Consider the following 20,273-nt stretch of genomic DNA (forward strand, 5'->3'; position numbering starts at 1 on the left):
ATAGAGCTGCGAGACTGCGATCGAGCAGCGCGCCGCAACAGCACGCACATCTGCCACGCACATCTGCAACGGCATGCGCAAAAGAAAAGCCCGGCGTGAGCCGGGCTGTTTGCATCTTGATAGTTCGTCAGTCGCGCGGTGTTTCAGTCGCGCGATCGGTTCACTTCGCGAGCTTCGCGATCTGATGAACGAGGCGCGAGACTTTGCGGCTGGCGTTGTTCTTGTGAATGATGTTGCGCTGCGCGGCGCGCATCAGCTGCGGCTCGGCGTTGGCCATCGCCTTCAGCGCGGCCTCGCGGTCGCCCTTCTTGATCGCGTCCTCGACGGAGCGGACGGCACCACGCATCTGGGTGCGGCGCGACTTGTTGATGATGGTGCGGCGGGCAATCTTGCGCGTCGCTTTCTTCGCGGAGGTCGTGTTGGCCATGCTCTCAAATATCCTTCGGCGGCGAGCAGTCGCCGCTTGTGCGGGTACGCGCGCGGCCCGCTTGACGCGGTCCCATCGACGCGGTGGGTTGTTCGGACGCCTCTCTGAGAATGCCATGACCGGAGCGGTTGCTCGGCGGATCGGCGCTGCTCAAAGAACAGCGGCGGCGGGATTGCGCCCACCGCCAGTGGCGGACCTTATAGGCGCGACACCGCCGACCGTCAACGGTCTCGGAAGCCGCTTCGCGCGCCGGAACCGGCCAAAAGCCGGTTCTAAACCCCTGACGAGGTTGAATTTCTAAGGAGGCCCCGCTATGGCCTTGCTGCCCCATGGGGCGAGCGAGAGAGGGCAGGTGAGGCATGATCCGCGGTTTTTTCCGCCTGGTGGGGCTGTTGCTGCTGGCCGGAAGCTTCATCTTCCTGGTCTATGACGGCGCCCGCTGGGTCGCCGACCAGGCCCTGCAGTTCACCCGGTTCGGCCAGCTCTGGAACGACGTCCATCAGGCCAGCCAGGCCGCCTTCAAGGCCTGGGTCGAGGCCAAGGCGCCGTTCCTGTGGGACTGGATCGTGAAGGGCTTCCTGGACCAGCCGGTGTTCGCCGTGCTCGGCCTGCTCGGGATCCTCTTGATGCTGCTGTTCCGGCCGCGCAAGCCGCTGATCGGCTATGCGCGCGACTGAGCGCCGGGGCGCAGGCGCGGCGTAACAACGCTGCGGCGGACAGCGTAGAGACCTATATATTCCCCGACCAACGGCCATCGCGCCGCCGGAGCCCGTTCCGGCGGCGTCCGGCCATGCCCGGAGACGCCCCATGTTCTTCATGCGCAAGCCCGCTGCCCTGCCGACCGCCACTGAGGCGCTGCCCGGCCGCGCCCAGCCGATCCCGACCGCAAGCACCCATTTCGTCAACGGCCGCCGCCTGCTGCCGCCCTATCCCGCCGGCCTCGAGCAGGCCGTGTTCGGGCTCGGCTGCTTCTGGGGCGCCGAGCGCAAGTTCTGGCAACTCGGCGACGGCATTCACATCACGGCCGTCGGCTATGCCGGCGGTCATACGCCGAACCCGACCTATGAGGAGGTGTGCTCGGGACTGACCGCGCATACCGAGGTCGTGCTCGTCGTGTTCGATCCCAAGGTCATGTCCTATGAGCGTCTCTTGAAGACGTTCTGGGAGAGCCACGACCCGACCCAGGGCATGCGCCAGGGCAACGATGTCGGCACGCAATATCGCTCGGCGATCTACACCTTCAGCGACGCGCAGCGTGAGGCGGCAGAGGCATCGAAGTCCGCTTATGAGCAGGCGCTGCGTGCCAAGGGGCTCGGCGCCATCACCACGGAGATCGCGCCGTCCGGACCGTTCTATTTCGCCGAGGACTATCATCAGCAATATCTGGCGAAGAACCCGGCCGGCTATTGCGGTCTCGGCGGCACCGGCGTCGCGTGTCCGATCGGCGTGGGCGTGAGCGCTTAAACTGCAGGCGCGCGATTAACGCACCGCGTCCGTCCGGCGGACAGGCTATCGCAGATGAGATGCGGAGCTGTCGGGACCAACGATCCTGCTGGTGAGTTACTCCGTCATGCCCGGGCGTGTCCCGGGCATCCACGTCCTTCTCGGCATGCCGGACGACGTGGATGGCCGGGACAGGCCCGGCCATGACGAGGTGGAGAAAGGCGAGCGCAAAACTGCGATCGTCGTATGCAAGAGCCCCGGTAGGGCGACTTTGCAGCCGATCTGCAACAGGCCCCGCTTGCGCCCGGCGCCGGCCACACGCGCCAACGATTTGTTAACCTTAACCGCGCATGACTAGGGCACATCCTCATTCAAGGATTGTTCGAGTGCGCGCGTTGTTACTTCCGGTCATTGCCGTCTTGTCCACGATGCTGCTGTCGGGCTGCATGCACACGGCCTCCCCCGTTGCTGTCGGCCAACCGCAGAGTGATCTCGACGCCATGGCCTATGGGACACCTTCGACCGGCCCGGTTGCCGCCACCGGGCAGGGCGGAGCGATCCCCGCGCTGCGCAACGCCTTCGCCGCCGCGCCCAGTCCGGGCGCCTACGTCATGCCTGCCGGCTACGCGCCGGCGCGGCGCGACGCCGCCTATCATCTCGATGCCGGCGACAAGCTGCGCGTCGTCGTCTACGGCCAGGAGGGCCTGACCAACACCTATGCGATCGATGCGTCCGGCTCGATCACCATGCCGCTGATCGGCAGCGTGCCGGCGCGTGGCCGCACCACCGCCGGTCTCGCCGCCGAGATCACCGCCAAGCTGCGCAACGGCTACATCCGCGAGCCGTCGGTGGCGGTGGAGATCGAAGCCTACCGTCCGTTCTTCATCCTCGGCGAGGTGCAGGCGCCCGGCCAATATCCTTACGTGCCCAACATGACGGTGGAGAGCGCCATCGCCATCGCCGGCGGCTTCTCGCCGCGGGCGCGACGGGACATCGTCACGCTGACGCACACCGATGCGGCCGGAGCCGCTCGCTACGAGGTTCCGCTCGGCACATCGCTGAAGCCCGGCGACACGATCCAGGTCAGCGAGCGCTGGTTCTGAACGGCTGCCTTGGTCGTAGCAAGGCGGCCATTCGATCCTCAGTCATTGCGAGCGAAGCAAAGCAATCCAGGGGCGTCATGCGCGGCCCTGGATTGCTTCGTCGCTTCGCTCCTCGCAATGACGGTGGTGTTGTTCAGCGCAGGTGCTGCGCGAAGAACGCCAGGCTGCGCGTCCACGCCAGATCCGAGCTTTCCTTGTCGTAGCTCGCACGCTCGTCGCAGCCGAAGCCATGCTGGGCGCCGGGATAGACGAAGATCTCGACATCCGGCCGCTTGGCCTTGATGGTCTCGACGTCAGCGAGCGGAATGCCCGTGTCCTTCTCGCCGAAATGCAACTGCGTGGGCACGGTCGGCTTGTCCTCGGCGAAGCGCACGACGGCGCCGCCATAATATCCAACCGCGGCCTTCAGCCCGGTGAGCTTGGTCGCCGCCGCATAGGCGATGCTGCCGCCGAGGCAGAAGCCGATGATGCCGACCGGGCCGACAGCCTTCACCGCATCGATCGCCGCCTGGGTATCGCGCAGGAACGCCTGCCAATCCGGATTGGCGACGAACTTCCGCGCCACGGCGATCTCGTCCGGCGAGTAGCCCGAGGTGAAGTTGGGCTCGACGCGGTCGAAGATCGCCGGCGCGATGGCGACATAGCCTTCGGCGGCGAGCCGGTCGCAGACGTTGCGGATGTGGTGGTTGACGCCGAAAATCTCCTGGATCACGACCAGCGCGCCCTTGGGCGTTGCGGTCGGGTCAGCCCTGTAAGCGCCGAGCTGGACGCCGTCCGATGCGGTGAGCTTGATGTCCTGTCCCACGTTCTGTCCTCTGCAAATGGTCGCGCCGCGCTCAGCGCCACATCCAGTTGGTGCCGTAGTCCTCTTTCCAACCCGTCAGCCGCCCCTTGCGGAACTTGAGAAACAGGCGGTGATGCTGCGGCACCAGCCTGCTGCCGCCGAGATCGCGCAAGGCGAGAAAGGTCTCGTTGCCCGGCGTGCCATTGAGATAGATCAGCGGCTGCGCCAGCACGCGCGATGTCTCCCCGACATCCATGCCGAAGGCAAGCGGCGACACGTTGGATAACGTCGCTGTGAAAGGCGCACGAACGGAGAGCGGCAGGGGCTGCTGGGCTTTGGCTTGCTCCGGGATCAGCATCGTGGCGATCTGCAGCACGGATGCGAGCATCGCGGCGCCAGCGCACTGATTGGCGTAGGCCTGTAATCTCATGAGCTGACCTCTTCCTCGCGTACCGTCGGCTGCTTTCTTCTTAGCCGATGCGGCGCTGCGATCCCACAGCTTCTGCGTCGCACAACGCGAATTGCCGAATTCTTTCGCAAAGCGGTGTTCCAAAATTCGTTGCGTCGCTCCGCCGACGCGATCATTCTTTCGGGCAGGCTGGCATCGAACCGGTGGGTGCCGGCGTCTCACAACCGAACTTCGCCGTAAGCGAAGTCGCACGCCGGGCGGGGAAGAAACCACATGCCTAATCTCACCATCAATGGACGGACCATGTCCGTCGATGCGGCGAACGATACGCCGCTGCTATGGGTCATCCGCGCGAGCAGTTGCAGATGACCGGCACCAAGTTCGGCTGCGGCGCGGGGCTGTGCGGCGCCTGCACCGTGCACGTCAACGGCGAGGCGGTGCGCTCGTGCCAGACTGTGGTCGGCGACGTCAAGGACAAGAAGATCACCACCATCGAAGGCCTGTCGCAAAAGGGCGATCATCCCTTGCAGAAGGCGTGGATCGCCGAGCAGGTGCCGCAATGCGGCTACTGCCAATCGGGACAGATCATGCAGGCCGCCTCGCTGCTCGCCAAGACCACGAGCCCGACCAAGGAGGAGATCACAGCCCATATGGACGGCAATCTCTGCCGTTGCATGACCTATTCGCGGATTCAGAAGGCGATCCAGCGCGCCGCATCCGAGATGCGCACCGCGTCGAACGGCAGCGACCGGAGGGCGACATGAACCAGCACGTGAAAGCAGCGCCTGCTATGGCAACAGATCTCAGCCGCCGTTCCTTCCTGGTCGGCACCGCCGCGTCAGGCCTCGTGCTCGGCTATGCCGGCCTCGCCGATTCCGCGCTCGCGGCCACCACACCCTCGGCCTTCAAGCCGACCGTGTGGTACGCGATCGCGCCCGACGGTCTCGTCACCGTGACGTGCGGAAAGGCCGACATGGGTCAGCATATCGCCTCCACGATGGCACAGATCATCTGCGAGGAGCTTGGCGCGGCCTGGAAGGACATGCGCGTCCAGCTCGCCTCCAATGATCCCAAGTTCAACGACCCCGTGCTTGGCGCCCAGATCACCGGCGGCAGCTGGAGCACGATGATGAACTTCGACGCGATGAGCCGCGCCGGCGCCGCCGGCCGCATCGCGCTGACGGAAGCCGCCGCGACCGCGATGGGCGTGCCGGCCAAGGAGCTCGTGACGCGCGACGGCGTCGTGATGCATCCGAAGTCGAAGAAGCAGATGAGCTATGCCGACATCGTCAAGAGCGGCAAGATCACCAAGAGCTTCACGCCGGACGAGCTGAAGGCGATCACCTTGAAGACGCCCGATCAGTACACCATGATCGGCGTCTCCGTGCCGCAGCTCGACATTCCGTCGAAGACCAACGGCACGGCCAAGTATGGCATCGATACGATGCTGCCGGGCATGGTCTACGGCAAGGTGGTGACCCCGCCGGTGCGCTTCGGCGCCACCGTGAAGTCGCTCGATGACAGCGAGGCCAAGAAGGTCCCCGGCTTCATCAAGGCGGTCGTGCTCGACGACAAGACCGGCTCCACGTCAGGCTGGGTCGTGGCGGTCGCCAACACCTATGCCAATGCCAGGAAGGCGGCGGATGCGCTGAAGATCACTTACGACAAAGGCCCGTATGCCAATGTCAGCACCGACACGATCATCACCGAGGCGATGCGGCTGCAGGCCCAGGAGGACTCGGGCCAGTTCTTCGTCAAGGACGGCGATGCCAATGCGGCGCTGGCGAGCGCGGTGAAGGTGCTAGAGGCGGAGTACACCACCAGCATCAACATCCACGCGCCGCTGGAGCCGATGAACGCGACCGCCGAGTTCAAGGGCGACATTCTGCACATCTACTCGGGCAATCAGTTCGCGACCCGCTCCGGCGCGATCGCGGCCGGAGCGGCCGGGATCGATCCCAAGTATGTCGTGATGCATCAGGCCTGGCTCGGCGGCGGCTTCGGCCGCAGGCTCGACGCCGACATGATGGTGCCGGCGGTGCAGGCGGCCAAGGCCGTGGGCAAGCCGGTCAAGGTGATCTATTCCCGCGAGAACGACATGACGATGGACTACTCGCGGCCGCTCACCTACCAGAAGGTCAAGGCGGGCCTCGACGCCAGCGGCAAGCTGGTCGCACTCAGCCACGACGTTGTCTCGGCCTGGCCGACCGCGCGCTGGGGCATCCCGGACTTCCTGTCGCCCTCGGTCGACAAGAAAGGCCCGCTCGACTCCTTCACGGTCAACGGCGCCGACTTCTTCTACACCGTGCCCAACCACCATGTACGCGCAATCAAGAACGAGCTCGCGCATAATGCGACGCCGTCCGGGCAGCTCCGCTCGGTGGCGCCGGGTTGGACGTTCTGGGCGGTCGAGAGCATGATCGACGAGATCGCGGCCGCTTCGGGCCAGGATCCGGCGCAGTTCCGCATCGCTCTGCTCGACGGCAAGGGCAAGAATGACGGCGGCGCGCAGCGGCTGCGCAATACGCTGCTGGCCGCGATGGGCCTGTCCGGCTACGGCGCGAAGAAGCTGCCGAAGGGCGAGGGCATGGGTGTCGCCTGCGTGTCGTCGCAGGAGCGCGCGACCGCGAGCTGGACCGCGTGCGTAGCCCATGTCGCGGTGGCCGACTCAGGCGCGGTGACGGTGAAGAAGCTCACCGTGGCGACCGATGTCGGCACCCAGGTGCATCCCGACAACATCCGCGCCCAGGTCGAGGGCGCGGCGCTGTGGGGATTGTCGCTCGCGATGTACGAGAAGGCGACGTTGAAGGATGGCGGCATCGAGCAGACCAACTTCGACAGCTACACACCCTTGCGCATGAGCCAGGTGCCGGAGGTCGCGATATCAGTGATCGCCAATGGCGAGAAGGCAACCGGCGTCGGCGAGCCCGCGGTGACCGTGGTCGCCCCCGCGCTCGGCAACGCCATCTACAACGCCTGCGGCGCGCGACTGCGCTCGCTGCCGATCACCGCAGAGGCGGTGAAGGCGGCGATGAAGGCGTAGCCGTATTCGCTAACCTCGCATCGATGGGAAGCCGCCGGAGATCCTCTCCGGCGGTTTTCGTTTGCTTCGGGCTTTGGCAGAAAGAACTTACAATTTGAATGATTGTCGCAACGCTTCGCTCACCCGAACGCAGACAGCTTGAACGATCGGATTAAGCCGCGTCGAACCCGGAGCCCGGTAACGTGCGTGTGCAGCAGACCGAGAGGGGCGAGCACGTATGAGCGCGACAGCCAAGCAGACCGTGACCCAGACCGCGACCAGGCGCCATCTCCTGCTCGCGTCCGATCGCGGTGACCAGAGCAGCGAGCTCGCGCGCATCCTGCGTTCGGTCGGCGACGTCGACCTGATGCCGACCACCGAAATTCCGGAGAATCCCGGCAACCGCTTCTCCGGCGTGATCGTCGACATCAACCTGCGCTCGCCCGAAAGCGTGCAGCGGGTGCGCAAGAAGCTGTCCTCGCGCGCCTATAGCGAGGTGCCGCGGCTGTTCGTTCTCGCCGAGGCGCTGCATCACGCCACCATGCAGGCCTGGGCGCTCGGCGCCACCGACACTATCGCGCGTCCCTTCACCCCCGCCGACGTGCTGCAGCGGGTCCGCTCGGCGCTGCCGGCCGACGACGGCTATGACGAGAGCGACCGCGGCAAGCTGCTCAATCGCGGCGTCGAGGCCGCGCACGCAGTGATGGTCAAGATCTTCGAGAAGCTGCCCGCGGGCGTCGCGCTGACGATGGAGGACATCGTCGCGGCCGAGAACAAGATCCTGAAGGCGATCAAGCACTCCTCATTGCGCGAATGGATGACCGTGGTCGGCTGCCACCACAACGACACCTATCGGCATTGCCTGTTCGTCACCGGCTTCGCGGTCGGCTTCTCGATGCATCTCGGCATGCGCGAGGACGATCAGCGGCGGCTGGTGCGCGCGGCGCTGCTGCATGATGTCGGCAAGGCCTTCATCCCCGTCGCGATCCTCGACAAGCAGGGCAAGCTGACGGCCGAGGAGATCGCGGTCCTGCGCCAGCATCCGCGGCGCGGCTACGAGGCGCTATGGCGGCAGGGCGGCTTCCCGCCGGAAATGCTCGACGTGATCCTGCACCACCACGAGTTCCTCGACGGCTCCGGCTATCCCGACGCGCTGCATAACGAGCAGATCAGCGACATCGTCCGTCTCACCACGATCGTCGACATCTATGCCGCGCTGATCGAGCGCCGTGCCTACCGCCCGGCCTTCACGCATGCCCGCGCGTTCCAGATCATGGAGAACATGGGCCCGAAGCTCGACCAGCAGCTGTTGCAGGCGTTCCGCCCGGTCGCGATGGGCGCGCACTGAGCGCGCGCTCGGCCGCCTCAATCGAGCAGCTTGCGCAGCTCGGCCTTGGCGACTTTCTCCAGGGTCGAGCGCGGCATCTCGTCCACCAGCCTCACCTCCTGCGGCACCTTGAAGTCGGCGAGGCCGGCGCGACAGGCGGCCAGCACCCTCTCCGGCAATTCCTCGCATGCGACGCCCGCCTGCGGGATCACGAACGCCACCGGCACCTCGTCGAGCATCGGATGCTTCTTGGCGACGACAGCCGTCTCGCGCACGCCCGGCACGGTGATGATCACCTGCTCGATCTCGGAGGCCGCGACGTTCTCGCCGCCGACCTTGAGCATGTCCTTGGTGCGGTCGCCGAACTTGATGAAGCCGTGCTCCAACCGCGTGACGCGATCGCCGGTGAGGAAGAAGCCGTCGGCATCGAAGCTCGTCCGCGTCGCCTCTTCGTTGTAGAGATATTCGGCGAACAGCGACAGGCCGGGGACGCCCTTGATGGCGAGATTGCCGGTGGCGCCGACCTCCGTCGGCCGTCCGTCATCATCGGTGATGCGGATGGTGTATTCGGGCGCGGCGCGGCCGATCGACATCGGCGTGTTCGGCTGGTCGATCTCGCCGAGGATGCCGTGGGTGATGGTCTCCGTCATGCCCCACCAGCCGATGATCTTGATGCCGAACTTGGCAAAGGCGGTCGGCTCCGACATCGCGGTGCCCCACAACCGGAATTTGTGGTCCGTCGGCACGTCCTGGTCGACCAGCGCCTTCAGGCAGAACGGGATCGTCGAGGTCCAGGTGCAGCCATGCTCCAGCGCCACGCTCCAGAATCGGCTCGCCGAGAAGCGCGGCTGGATCACGCAGGTCGCGCCGACCCACAGCGTTGCCAGCATCGAATAGGCCAGCGCATTGGTGTGGAATAGCGGCAGATAGGTCTGGTGCACGTCGTACTGATGCAGGTCCTCATGCACGGCATTGACCTTGGCGCCCCACAGCGCATTGGCGTGGGTCCATAGCACCGCCTTCGGCCGCGACGTCGTGCCCGACGTGTACTGCACGCTGCACGGCGCCATCGGATCGACCGCTCGCCGCGGCCTGTCGGCGCTATCGGCAAACAGCGTCTCGAAACGATCGCCGGCGGTCGTCGTTTCCGGCTGCCCCGGATCATGCGAGATCACTGCGAGCCAGCGGATGCCGCGGCAATGCGCCGAGATCATTTCGGCATAAGCAGGTTGCGTGATCGCGGCGACGGCGCGGCAATGATCGGCGAAGTAGCTCATCTCGGCGGCCGCCGAGCGCGTGTTGGTGGTGACGGCGAGCGCGCCGAGCTCGACGCAGGCAAACCACGCGAGCATGGCCTCGACGCAATTGTCGAGATGAATCAGGACGGCATCGCCCGGCTTGATGCCGCGCTTGACGAGGCCGGCCGCGAGCGCACCGACGCGCTCGTGAAACTCGCCATAGCTCCATCGCCGCGCCGGCCCGTCGAACGGGGCCCAGATCAGGAACGGATGATCGCGCCTGACCTCGCTGCGCAGCTTCAGCAGCCAGGGCACGTCCATGCCGTCGAACGGCGTCACCGTGCCGGGCGCGATCCTCGATCCGTTCATCTTCGCTCCCGATATTTCTTGTCCGCGGCCCGTCCCGGCCGCTTCGTTTCGATCTTGTCCAACCGTTGTGCCATTCCCGGCCGCCGCGAGCAAATCAGGATTGAACCCGCCTCCTTTTGGCGGCGACCAATGGCGCGGCAAAACACGCCCGGAGGTTCGCATGCAGGCCCTGGCACGACCATGGCGGCTGCCTGATGCCCGCTATTTCCAGATCGCGGCATTGGCCACGCTGCTGTCGATCAACTTCGCCCTGATCGATTTCGGCGCACGGCCCGAAGCGAGCATCATCGCGGTCACGACCACCTTGGTCACGCAACTGATCTGCTGCCGCCTGACCGGCGCGCCTCTCGATGTCAGATCACCGTTGATCACCGGCCTGTCGCTCAGCCTGCTGCTGCGGGCCGATGCGCTGTGGCTCCACGCAGCGGCGGCGGCCATCGCGATCGGGTCGAAGTTCGTGCTGCGCATCGAGGGCAAGCACGTCTTCAATCCCGCCGGCTTTGCCATCGTCGTGCTGCTGTTCACGTCTCGTGGCGTGTGGATCTCGCCCGGCCAGTGGGGAGCGGAAATCTGGTTCGCGAGCCTCGCCGGCTTCTTCGCCATCCTCGTCCTCAGTGCGTCCCGGCGCGTGGACATTGCGTTCTATTTCTTCGGTAGCCACGCAGTGCTGTTGCTCATGCGCGCGCTCTGGCTCGGTGATCCCATGGTGATTCCGCTGCATCAGCTGCAGAGCGGATCGCTGCTGATCTTCACCTTCTTCATGATCTCCGACCCGCGGACAACGCCGGACTCGCGCGCCGGCCGGCTGCTGTTCGCGATATCAGTTGCCGTGACCGCGCATTACCTCGCCTTCGTGATGCAGATGCGCCCGGCGCTCTACGTCGCGCTGATCGCGCTGTCGCCGCTCACGCTGGTGCTTGACCGGCTGATTCCGGCCGCCCGCTTTTCCTGGCTCTCGTCCGTTCCCAAAGGAGTATCGACATGACCCCTCGCTTCAGCAAGATGGCCCGCGCCTCCGTCGCGACTGCTGCGATCCTGTCCCAGGCGGCCATCGTGCCGGCCCAGGCGTTCTGCGGCTTCTATGTGGCGCAGGCCGATTCGAAGCTGTTCAACCAGTCCTCGAAGGTGGTGCTGGCGCGTGACGGCCAGCAGACCTCGATCACCATGGCCAGCGACTTCGAAGGCGACGTCAAGGAGTTCGCCGTCGTGGTTCCCGTGCCGACCTTCATCGAGCGCAAGCAGATCGGCGTGGTCGAGCCGAAGACGATCGATCACCTCGACAAATACACCGCGCCACGGCTGGTGGAATATCATGACGAGGACCCTTGCAATCGGATCATGTACCGCATGAGCGCGGCCGCGCCGATGCCGTCGGCGGTGTCGCGCGGGGAGGCAGCCATGTCACGCCAGTACGGCGTCACCATCGAGGCCAGCTATGACGTTGCCGAATACGACGTGCTGATCCTGTCGGCTGAGGAAAGCGACGGCCTAACGCGCTGGCTGACCGACAACAACTACCGCATTCCCCAAGGCGCGGAGGCCGTGCTCGGCAGCTACATCAAGCAGGGCATGCGGTTCTTCGTCGCCAAAGTCAATGTCGAGCGGATGAAGGACATCGGAAACAATACGCTGCGGCCGCTGCAGGTGCGCTACCAGAGCGCCAAGTTCATGGTTCCGCTGCGGCTCGGCACGGTGAACGCCAAGGGACCGCAGGACCTGATCATCTATGCCCTGACCAGGAGCGGTCGCATCGAGGCGGCCAATTATCGCACCGTGAAGATCCCTTCCGACATCGACGTGCCGCTGTATATCAAGAGCGAGTTCGGCCCGTTCTACAAGGCGCTGTTCGAGCGCGCGGTCGCGCGGGAGAACATGCAGGCGGTGTTCGTCGAATATGCCTGGGACATGGGATGGTGCGACCCGTGCGCCGCGGATCCGCTGAGCAACAAGGAGCTGGTCGAGCTCGGCGCGCGCTGGATCGGCAGCGACGACGATACCGCTTTCCGTGCCGCCCGCCGCGGCGGCGGCTCGGATGCCTACGTGACCCGGCTGCATGTGCGCTATGATGCGAAGTCATTCCCCGAGGACATCGTCTTCATCGAGACCAAGGATCGCAGCAACTTCCAGGGCCGCTACGTCCAGCACCATCCCTGGCGCGGCGAGGCGAAGTGCGACGCAGCCAAGTCTTATCGGGAGAGCCTGTCGGCGCGCTTCACCAGAGAGGCTCTCGACCTCGCAGCCTTGACCGGCTGGTCGCGCAGCGAGATCGAGGCCAAGATGGCGGCGAGCGGCGAAACCGTTACGAAGTGACGCGGCTCAGTCCTGATAGGACGAGATCTCGATGAGGCTGCCGTCGGGATCGCGACAATACACCGAGCGCAGGGTGCCTCGGGCGCCCTGCCTGTCGACCGGGCCTTCCTCGATGGCGATGCCGAGCGCCTGCAGATGCGCGACGACCTCGTCCGGCGTGCTGCTCGTCAGGAAGCAAAGGTCGTCGCTGCCGGCCATCACATGGTCGGCGGTGAACCAGTCGACCTTGTCTGCGTCCTTCGGTCGCACATTGATCTTCTGGTTGCCGAACAGCAGCGAGGTCCGCTTGGCGCGCCCCGGGCCAGGGTCGGACACCTGCAACGTCATGCCTAAGACCTTCTGGTACCAGTCCGTCGTGCGATCGACGTCCGCGACGTTGATCACGAGGTGATCCAGCGCATCGATCTTGACCGGCATCAGCTCTCCCTCCGATTGAGACATCCATCTCGCCGCATCGGCGGCCGTCTGCTACGGTCCGTGTCGGCTGTTCGTCAACGAACGCTCAACGATATATCCGAGGAAACGCATGATTTCACGTCGTACTGCGCTTGGTCTGATCGCTTCTGCCGTCCCGTCCGTCGCCGCCATTCGCAGTGCGTCCGCAGCGGATTATCCCGCCCGCCCGGTCCGTTTCGTGGTGGGCTATCCGCCGGGCGGAGCCACCGACATCCTCGCGCGGCTGATCGGCCAGCGCCTGTCTGAGACCCTGGGCCAGCAATTCGTGGTCGAGAACAAGCCGGGCGCCGGCAACAATATCGGGACCGAGTCCGTCGTGAACGCGCAGGCCGACGGCTATACGCTGCTGCTGGTGAACCCGGCGAACTACATCAATGCCAGTCTCTATACCAATTTGAAGTTCAACTTCGTGCGCGACATCGCGCCGGTGGCGTCGTTCAACCGCGTGCCGAACGTGATGACCGTCAACGGCGACATCAAGGCCAAGACCGTGGCCGAGTTCATCGCCTACCTCAAGGAGAACCCGGGCAAGGTGAACATGGCGTCCTCCGGCAACGGCACGTCGGTGCATCTGTCGGGTGAGATGTTCATGGCCATGACCGGCACCAAGATGCAGCATGTGCCGTATCGTGGCGCCGCGCTGGCCATCACCGACATGCTCGGCGGCCAGGTCCAGGTCATCTTCGACAACATGCCCTCGATCATCCAACACATCCGCTCCGGCTCGCTGCGCGCGCTCGGCGTCACCACCCAGGAGCGCTCGGCGCAATTGCCGGATGTGCAGGCGATCGCCGAGACGGTGCCGGGCTATGAGGCGAGCGCCTTGTTCGGCATGGGCGCGCCGAAGAACACGCCGAAGGAGATCGTCGAGAAGCTCAACAAGCAGGTCAACACGATCCTCGCCGAGCCCGACATCAAGAAGCGGCTTGTCGAGCTGGGCGGTGACCCGCTGATCCAGACGCCGGAGCAGTTCGGCGCGCAGATCGCGGCCGAGACGGACAAGTGGAAGAAGGTCGTCGAGTTCGCCGGCCTGAAGCTGGATTGAGTCGCAGGCGCTTTGGCCAGCAAGAGCGATGGCGTGCCGCGGCCGTTACACGTCGTCGCCTTGCTTGGTGATCCGCTCCGCCAATCCGTCGTTTTTTGACCATGCCAGTGTGCTGCAATCTTCCCGCCAGAAGAGGAACAGATCATGCGCAAGGTTTTGATGATGGCGGCCGGCCTCGTCGGCGTTGCACTCGTCAGTGGCAGCCATGTCACGCCGGCCGCAGCCGGAGGCTACGATTATCCCTGGTGTGTGCAGGGCAGGGGTGTCGGCTACCCCGGTGACTGCTCCTATCAGACCTTTGAGCAATGCCGGGCCAGCGCGTCCGGACGCAATGCCGGCTGCGGCATCAACCCGCGCGTGGCGTTCGAGTCTGCCCGGCGAGGCCCCACCGTCTACGTCGACATGCCGCCGCCGCGGCGCGTTCATCGCTTCAATTATTACTGAGCTCCTCCACATCCGACGCCCGGGCACCTGCTCGTGCCTGGGTGGTATCAGCAGGCGCAGGTCCTGAAACACTTCGACCGGCAGACTTGCGTTCACTTTGCGCACGTGTATACTTTGTAACGCAAAGTGAATCGCGCCCCAGGCGGCGCCGGGTGAGACATGCGCGACCTCGACAAGGCGCTGGCCGACATCATCGCGATCCGCAGCCAGCTTGCGGCTGGCACGGCGTTCCGCGGCTATGGGCCGGCGACGATGGCGGCGACCGCGGCGGTCGCGCTGATGACCGCCCTGATCCAGCAATTCGTGCTGCCCGACCCCACGGCTGAGCCGCTCACCTTCCTGCTTGGCTGGGCCGCGGCAGCTTGCGTGTCGCTTGCGATGATCTGGATCGAGATGCGCGCGCGCTCGCGCCGGCATCATTCCGGCCTTGCGGACGCCATGATTCACCAGGCTGTCGAGCAGTTCCTGCCGGCCGGCATCGCCGGCGTGCTGCTCGCCGTGCTGCTCTGGAAGTTCGCGCCGGAGGCGCTCTGGATGCTGCCCGGCCTGTGGCAGATCCTGATGTCGCTTGGCGTGTTCGCCTCGGTGCGCTCGCTGCCGCGCACGGTCGCGCTGGCGGGTGCGTTCTACTTCCTGGCTGGCTTCGCGGTGCTGCTGGTCGGCAGCGTCACACATCTGCTGTCGCCCTGGACGATGGGGCTGCCGTTCGCGGCCGGCCAGGCGCTGATGGCGGGCATTCTGTATTTTGCGACCGGAGACTCCGATGTCGAAGACTGACGGCAGCGCGCCGTTTTCCTATGACGGGCTCGACCGCGTCATCCATGAGAAGGCGCGGCTCGGCCTGCTAACCTCGCTGATGGCGCATCCCAAGGGCCTCGCCTTTGCCGATCTCAAGCAGTTGTGCGGCCTGACCGACGGCAACCTGTCGCGCCACCTCCAGGTGCTGCAGGAGGCCGGGCTGGTCGAGGTCACCAAGGGCTATGAAGGTAATCGCCCGCATACGAGCTGCCGTCTCACCAAGGCCGGGCGCCGCCGGTTTCTCGACTATCTCGCCGTGCTGGAACGCCTGGTCCGCGACGCCGCGGCGGCAGCCGGCAAGGATCACGCGCCCTCGTCGGCCGGCCTCATCCCCGGCCGCGCCTGATCGTCTTATCGGATTTTTTTGACCTGGAGCTTTGCAATGCAAAGTAGTCTGCAACCGAAATCGCCTGCTGTGGTCGATGGCCTGCATGTCGGCATCATCATGGACGGCAACGGCCGCTGGGCGACGCGGCAGGGCCTGTCGCGGCTGCGCGGGCACGAGGCCGGCGTCGAGGCGATCCGCCGCGTCGTCGAAGCCGCGCCCGACCAGGGCGTCGGCACGCTGACGCTCTATGCGTTCTCCAGCGACAATTGGCGCCGGCCCCGCGCCGAGGTCGCCGCCTTGATGGCGCTGTTGCGCGTCTATCTCGCCAGCGAGGTGGAATCGCTGGTGCGCAACGGCGTCCGCCTCACCGTGATCGGCCGCCGGGATCGCCTGCCGGGCGGCATCGCCGATGCCATCGGCCGCGCCGAAGCGGCCACGCGCGACGGCCGCACCCTGCATCTGCGCATTGCCGTCGACTATTCGGCGCGCGATGCGATCCTCAATGCTGCTGCGAAAGCTGGCGGCGTCGACGGACTGACGCGCGAGCGGTTCTCCGATCTCGTCACCGGTGAGGCCGGCCTGCGCGACGTCGACCTGATCATCCGCACCTCCGGCGAGCAGCGCCTGTCCGACTTCCTGCTGTGGGAAGGCGCCTATGCCGAGCTGCATTTCACCGAGCGCATGTGGCCCGATTTCGATGCCGCCGATCTTGCCCAGGCATTGGCTTCCTTCCGCGGCCGCGAGCGCCGTTTCGGCGGACTCGAGGCGGTGCCGCTCGCGCCGGCCGCCGCGTCCTGACGGCGGCCCGGCCGAGCCGCAATCTTTCCGCGCATCGAGGAATCATCTACCGCTTGCGTCACGAGCGCAGAGATTCCGTGATGAAGCACAAGCCGCATCGGCCCGCCGGCAAATCTCCGGTGAAACCCGGATCGTCGGGACGCAGCGATACGCCGGATGCGTTGTGCGCGGCGGCGTTGCGGCTGCTGCGCGCCGGCCAGTTGGCGCAGGCCGAGGACGCCTGCCGCCGGGCGTTGACGCTGGATGCCGCCTCGGTCGATGCGCTGCAGGCGATGGGCCAGGTCTGCCTCGCGCTCAAGCGCGCCGATGATGCGATCGAATGGTTCGCGCGTGCGATCAGGCAGGATATCAGCCGTTCGTCGTCCTTCGTGGGACTCGCTCAGGCGTTGCGGCTCGCCGGCCGGCTCGACGAGGCGATCAAGGCCTATGATCGCGCGCTGCAGCTGCAACCGGACTCGGCCGACAGCTGGGATGCTCTCGGCGAGCTGCTGCAGCTCACGGGCCGTCATGCCGAGGCCGCGCTCGCCTGCGATCGCCTGCTGCAGCTTGCACCCGATCACGTCCCGGCATGGCTTCGGCTCGGCGAGGTGCTGGAAGCCCAAGGCCGTCGCGACGAAGCCGCGCTGGCCTTCGATCAGGTGGTGAAGCTCAAGCCTGACCAGCTCGAGGCCGCCAACAAGGCCGGTGCAGTGCATTTCGACGCGGGCCGATACGACGAGGCGATCGCGCGCTTCGACCACTCCCTGAAGCAGCAGCCGGACCAGGCCGGCGTGCTCTGTCTCAAGGGCATCTCGCTGCGGCGTCAGCGCCGCTACGGCGAGGCGCAGGTGTCCGGCCAGCGCGCGCATGCGCTGGCGCCGCATGATCCCGATATCGCCAACAGCTATGGCTGCATCCTGCAGAATCTCGGCCGTCACGACGAGGCCATCGCCGTCTTCGACAAGGCGATCGCGATCCGGCCGCAGACGGCCGAGTTTCATAATCATCGCGGCACCTCGCTGGCCGAGCTGCACCGCTTCGACGAGGCGTTCGCCAGCTTCGACCGCGCGGTCGCGTTGAAGCCGGACCTCGCCGACGCGCATTGGAATGCCGCGCTGTTCCGGCTGCTCACCGGCGATTTCGCGCGTGGCTGGGCGGCGCGCGAATGGGGCCGCAAATGTCGCGCGGTTGGCTTCGTCGAGCGCAGCTTCGAGGCGCCGATGTGGCTTGCCGACGCCCCGCTCGCGGGCAAGACGATTCTGCTGCACAGCGACGAGGGCTTGGGGGACACGATCCAGTTCGCGCGCTACGCGGCGATGGTCGCGGCCGGGGGCGCGCGCGTCGTGCTCGAGGTCGATGCTCCGCTGCAGCCGCTGCTGGCGGGCCTGGAGGGCGTGGCAGAGTGCTTGGCTCGCGGCGTCGATCCGATCCCGGCGATCGACTATCACTGCCCGCTGTCGAGCCTGCCGCTCGCCTTTGCGACCCGCCTCGACACCATCCCCGCTGCGCCGCGCTATCTGCCGCGTCCGGCTGCGGAGCGCCGCGCGCTTTGGGCGCAGCGGCTTGGACCGCATAAGTCCTTGCGCGTTGGCCTCGTCTGGTCCGGCAATCCCGTGCATCTGAACGACCATAACCGCTCGATGCCGCTGGCGACGCTGCTTCCGCTGCTCGACGTCGGAGCGCAATTCGTCAGCCTGCAGAAGGACGCGCGGCCCGCGGACAAGGCTGTGCTGGCCGAGCGCAACGAGATCCTCGACCTCACCGGCGACATCCGTGACTTCGTCGACACGGCGGCGCTGATCGACAACCTCGATCTCGTCATCACCGTCGACACCAGCGTGGCGCATCTTGCCGGCGCGCTCGGTAAGCCGACCTGGATCATGCTGCCCTACACGCCCGATTATCGCTGGCTGCTCGATCGCGATGACAGCCCCTGGTATCCGAGCGTCCGGCTGTTCCGTCAGGATCAGCGCCGTGACTACTGCCATGTCGTCACCCGCGTCCGCGATGCGCTGGCGCGGCAGGTTGACGGCTTTGCTGCAAGCTGAGCCGCCGTCAGCTCTCGCGAAGCCTGATCGAAATCTCGTGCACGCGCCGCGTCAGCTCGGTGACGCTGCGCCAGCCTGTCTTCTCTCGCGTCCGCTTCAGATGCGTGTAGACCGTGGTGACCTTGACGCCGCGATGCGTCGCGTATTCGACGGCCGTCATGCCAGTGCTCAGCGCGCAGGCGAGCTGAGCTTCGGCCCGGGTCAGGCCATGAAGATCCTGCAGCAGATGTGTCGCTGCGCTTTCCTGCAATGGATCGTGCACGAGCATCATCACGGCAGCGTCCGGGCCATCAGGCCGCGGCCAGCGTTGGCGCAGGGCTCGTAGTGAAATCGTGCACGGCGGCAGTCCACCGGGACGGGGCGCGAGAAAGTCGATGGCGTCGTCGGCGAGGGTCAGACCGTCACGGCCTATCACCGCGCCGAAGGCACGCGCATAGCGGTTGCGCAGATCGGACGCGCCGAAGTGAATGCCGCGTGTATCGATCCGGAACAGCCCGGTCTCGATGGCGATGGCCTGCAGGCTCGGATTGACGTGGACGACCTCGCCCTTGGGATCGAGCAATGCGACGCCGTCCTTCAGGAGGTCGAGGACCTTGGTGCCGACGCCGTCGCCGTGAGCTGCGGCCATGCTGCCTCTCATCCCATAGGCGCGCTGCAAATGCGGGGTCAGACGTCGCATCAGTGCGATCTCGGATCTGCCGACATGCCCGCGTTGCGACGACCGCTGCAGGGTGAAGGCGACGAACCGCTGCGGCGATCGGTCGATCACCAACGAGATAAAATAGCGAAGGCCGGCGCGGGGCAGGAACTCCGCGTAAAATGGATCGCGCTCCATCGCGCTCTCATCCATGACCTGATAGTCCCATGACAGCTCGCCGCGTTGCTGGCGCAAGGCCACCGGCAGGCGCGGGTTGCGGTGCGCGAAGTGGGCGAGATAGACGTCGCCTTCGGCCGAGGCGACGCCGCTGCTGTGAAACAGCACGGGCCGTCGGATGGCCGGGTCGATCACTTCGAAGGTCGCGCCTTCGGCTCCTATCAGATTGCGAATCGACTCCAGTGCGGTGGGGATGCCATCGACGTCCGCAAAGCCTTGATAGATGGCATCCAGCGCCTGCGTATAGCGTTCGCTCTCCACGGTCACCTCTCTGCGATCGCCGCTGGCGTTGCCGATCTCCACAATCAACACGGATCGGCAGACGATATTCCCAATCATAGGTCGTCACGGCGCGTCCGAGGTTCACGGAGCAATCTCTCTCGTCAAGCATCGTCCAGAGAGCATCATCCTGATCGCTTGTGAAAGCGGCAGACCGCGCCATTCCTGCGCACGCGGCGCCTTGGTGCCCGGCGATGGTTGCCGGGGCTGTCACGACTAGACGTGATCCAGTTCACATCCGAATGCCGCAGAGGAAGGCACGTCCTCCCATCGGAGGACGCCGGCTGCGCGCGGATGGCGCTATCACTTGTGTCGTCTGCGCGAAGCTCCAGCTGCCGCTTGTCAAAGTCTCGGTTGATAGCATGTCGGACCTCACCTCTCGCATCGTCGAATTCTCGACCGACCACGTTGATGTGGGTTTCGGCGATCTGTCGCATTTCAATCGCTCCTTCCGCCGGCACTACGGCACGACGCCGCGCGAGGTGCGAGGCGACGGCGGCCGCGACATGCCCGGCGGGTGTCTGGCCGATGAGGGCGTGCGATGACGAGCAAGATGATCGCGCTGAAAATTCTCGATGGCATCTTCCTCGCAGGCACGGGTCTTCTGCTGCTGATCGTTGCCGGCCTTCCGGTGGATGGGATGCTGGCTCTGCTCGGCATGTCGCTGCGCGAATTCCATGCCTTCGCGCTGTTCGTGATCTTCAGCTGCCTGCTGCTGATCCATGCCATCGCGACATCCGATTCCGCGCCGTAAACCAAACGTGATCGTTCGTGCGGGCGACGCCATCGTCG

21 protein-coding genes and 1 pseudogene are annotated in these 20,273 nt (G+C 65.7%); 16 read left to right on the top strand and 6 right to left on the bottom strand.

What is annotated here, in order from left to right; all coding sequences use genetic code 11:
- Positions 1-160 precede the first annotated feature (160 nt).
- On the bottom strand, positions 161-427 hold the full coding sequence (gene rpsT, locus ACVILH_RS08400; protein WP_008964367.1) for a 30S ribosomal protein S20: 267 nt from the start codon (positions 425-427) through the stop codon (positions 161-163).
- 359 nt (positions 428-786) lie between these two features.
- Between rpsT and ACVILH_RS08405 the strand changes: the two genes are divergently transcribed.
- The 3 genes from ACVILH_RS08405 to ACVILH_RS08415 all read left to right on the top strand — a co-directional run bounded on the left by ACVILH_RS08405 (position 787) and on the right by ACVILH_RS08415 (position 2,973).
- Positions 787-1,104 carry a hypothetical protein gene (locus ACVILH_RS08405; protein ID WP_456712466.1) on the top strand — a complete coding sequence of 106 codons (318 nt, stop codon included), beginning with the start codon at positions 787-789 and terminating at the stop codon, positions 1,102-1,104.
- 130 nt (positions 1,105-1,234) lie between these two features.
- Positions 1,235-1,891: a peptide-methionine (S)-S-oxide reductase MsrA gene (msrA, locus tag ACVILH_RS08410; protein WP_456712467.1), complete on the top strand. Its 657-nt coding sequence runs from the start codon at positions 1,235-1,237 to the stop codon at positions 1,889-1,891.
- A 365-nt stretch (positions 1,892-2,256) separates the two neighbouring features.
- Positions 2,257-2,973 carry a polysaccharide biosynthesis/export family protein gene (locus ACVILH_RS08415; protein WP_456712468.1) on the top strand — a complete coding sequence of 239 codons (717 nt, stop codon included), beginning with the start codon at positions 2,257-2,259 and terminating at the stop codon, positions 2,971-2,973.
- Between the two features lie 133 nt (positions 2,974-3,106).
- On the opposite strand, the gene ACVILH_RS08420 is transcribed toward ACVILH_RS08415, so the two are convergent.
- On the bottom strand, positions 3,107-3,778 hold the full coding sequence (locus ACVILH_RS08420; protein ID WP_456712469.1) for a dienelactone hydrolase family protein: 672 nt from the start codon (positions 3,776-3,778) through the stop codon (positions 3,107-3,109).
- Between the two features lie 31 nt (positions 3,779-3,809).
- Positions 3,810-4,115 carry a hypothetical protein gene (locus tag ACVILH_RS08425; protein WP_456716908.1) on the bottom strand — a complete coding sequence of 102 codons (306 nt, stop codon included), beginning with the start codon at positions 4,113-4,115 and terminating at the stop codon, positions 3,810-3,812.
- A gap of 324 nt (positions 4,116-4,439) precedes the next feature.
- Between ACVILH_RS08425 and ACVILH_RS08430 the strand changes: the two are divergent.
- From ACVILH_RS08430 to ACVILH_RS08440, 3 genes and pseudogenes are all read left to right on the top strand, one after another.
- Positions 4,440-4,930: pseudogene (locus ACVILH_RS08430) on the top strand ((2Fe-2S)-binding protein).
- Positions 4,927-7,209, top strand: coding sequence for a molybdopterin cofactor-binding domain-containing protein (locus ACVILH_RS08435; protein WP_456712470.1), 2,283 nt, complete (start codon positions 4,927-4,929; stop codon positions 7,207-7,209). The pseudogene ACVILH_RS08430 and the gene ACVILH_RS08435 overlap by 4 nt, the downstream one beginning before the upstream one ends.
- Before the next feature lie 217 nt (positions 7,210-7,426).
- The gene (locus ACVILH_RS08440) at positions 7,427-8,536 is read left to right on the top strand and encodes an HD-GYP domain-containing protein (protein WP_456712471.1); all 1,110 of its coding nucleotides are present in this window, start codon (positions 7,427-7,429) and stop codon (positions 8,534-8,536) included.
- A 17-nt stretch (positions 8,537-8,553) separates the two neighbouring features.
- Here ACVILH_RS08440 and ACVILH_RS08445 read toward each other — a convergent pair whose 3' ends face one another.
- A complete protein-coding gene (locus ACVILH_RS08445; protein WP_456712472.1) occupies positions 8,554-10,122 on the bottom strand; it encodes an AMP-binding protein in 1,569 nt (522 codons plus the stop codon).
- A 160-nt stretch (positions 10,123-10,282) separates the two neighbouring features.
- On the opposite strand from ACVILH_RS08445, the gene ACVILH_RS08450 reads away from it, so the two are divergent.
- Complete coding sequence (locus ACVILH_RS08450) at positions 10,283-11,107, top strand: RnfABCDGE type electron transport complex subunit D (RefSeq protein WP_456712473.1); 825 nt, start codon at positions 10,283-10,285, stop codon at positions 11,105-11,107.
- On the top strand, positions 11,104-12,432 hold the full coding sequence (locus ACVILH_RS08455) for a DUF2330 domain-containing protein (RefSeq protein ID WP_456712474.1): 1,329 nt from the start codon (positions 11,104-11,106) through the stop codon (positions 12,430-12,432). Before ACVILH_RS08450 ends, ACVILH_RS08455 begins: the two co-directional genes overlap by 4 nt.
- Positions 12,433-12,438: 6 nt before the next feature.
- On the opposite strand, the gene ACVILH_RS08460 is transcribed toward ACVILH_RS08455, so the two are convergent.
- Positions 12,439-12,849, bottom strand: a complete 411-nt coding sequence (locus ACVILH_RS08460; protein ID WP_456712475.1) for a VOC family protein — start codon at positions 12,847-12,849, stop codon at positions 12,439-12,441.
- Positions 12,850-12,958: 109 nt separating this feature from the next.
- On the opposite strand from ACVILH_RS08460, the gene ACVILH_RS08465 reads away from it, so the two are divergent.
- The 6 genes from ACVILH_RS08465 (at position 12,959) to ACVILH_RS08490 (ending at position 18,328) form a co-directional block, all read left to right on the top strand.
- Positions 12,959-13,933: a Bug family tripartite tricarboxylate transporter substrate binding protein gene (locus tag ACVILH_RS08465; RefSeq protein ID WP_456712476.1), complete on the top strand. Its 975-nt coding sequence runs from the start codon at positions 12,959-12,961 to the stop codon at positions 13,931-13,933.
- Positions 13,934-14,077: 144 nt separating this feature from the next.
- A complete protein-coding gene (locus ACVILH_RS08470; RefSeq protein ID WP_456712477.1) occupies positions 14,078-14,377 on the top strand; it encodes a DUF3551 domain-containing protein in 300 nt (99 codons plus the stop codon).
- A gap of 159 nt (positions 14,378-14,536) precedes the next feature.
- A complete protein-coding gene (locus ACVILH_RS08475; RefSeq protein ID WP_456712478.1) occupies positions 14,537-15,154 on the top strand; it encodes a hypothetical protein in 618 nt (205 codons plus the stop codon).
- The gene (locus ACVILH_RS08480) at positions 15,141-15,521 is read left to right on the top strand and encodes a winged helix-turn-helix domain-containing protein (protein WP_006610310.1); all 381 of its coding nucleotides are present in this window, start codon (positions 15,141-15,143) and stop codon (positions 15,519-15,521) included. The genes ACVILH_RS08475 and ACVILH_RS08480 overlap by 14 nt, the downstream gene beginning before the upstream one ends.
- A gap of 36 nt (positions 15,522-15,557) precedes the next feature.
- Positions 15,558-16,301, top strand: a complete 744-nt coding sequence (locus ACVILH_RS08485; RefSeq protein ID WP_456712479.1) for a di-trans,poly-cis-decaprenylcistransferase — start codon at positions 15,558-15,560, stop codon at positions 16,299-16,301.
- Between the two features lie 80 nt (positions 16,302-16,381).
- Positions 16,382-18,328, top strand: coding sequence for a tetratricopeptide repeat protein (locus tag ACVILH_RS08490; RefSeq protein WP_456712480.1), 1,947 nt, complete (start codon positions 16,382-16,384; stop codon positions 18,326-18,328).
- 7 nt (positions 18,329-18,335) lie between these two features.
- On the opposite strand, the gene ACVILH_RS08495 is transcribed toward ACVILH_RS08490, so the two are convergent.
- The gene (locus ACVILH_RS08495; RefSeq protein ID WP_456712481.1) at positions 18,336-19,463 is read right to left on the bottom strand and encodes a helix-turn-helix transcriptional regulator; all 1,128 of its coding nucleotides are present in this window, start codon (positions 19,461-19,463) and stop codon (positions 18,336-18,338) included.
- Positions 19,464-19,843: 380 nt separating this feature from the next.
- On the opposite strand from ACVILH_RS08495, the gene ACVILH_RS08500 reads away from it, so the two are divergent.
- Positions 19,844-20,026, top strand: a complete 183-nt coding sequence (locus ACVILH_RS08500) for a helix-turn-helix domain-containing protein (protein WP_456712482.1) — start codon at positions 19,844-19,846, stop codon at positions 20,024-20,026.
- Positions 20,023-20,235: a hypothetical protein gene (locus ACVILH_RS08505; RefSeq protein ID WP_456712483.1), complete on the top strand. Its 213-nt coding sequence runs from the start codon at positions 20,023-20,025 to the stop codon at positions 20,233-20,235. The genes ACVILH_RS08500 and ACVILH_RS08505 overlap by 4 nt, the downstream gene beginning before the upstream one ends.
- The last annotated feature ends 38 nt before the right edge of the window (positions 20,236-20,273 follow it).

Source organism: Bradyrhizobium sp. USDA 4353, from assembly GCF_054063215.1.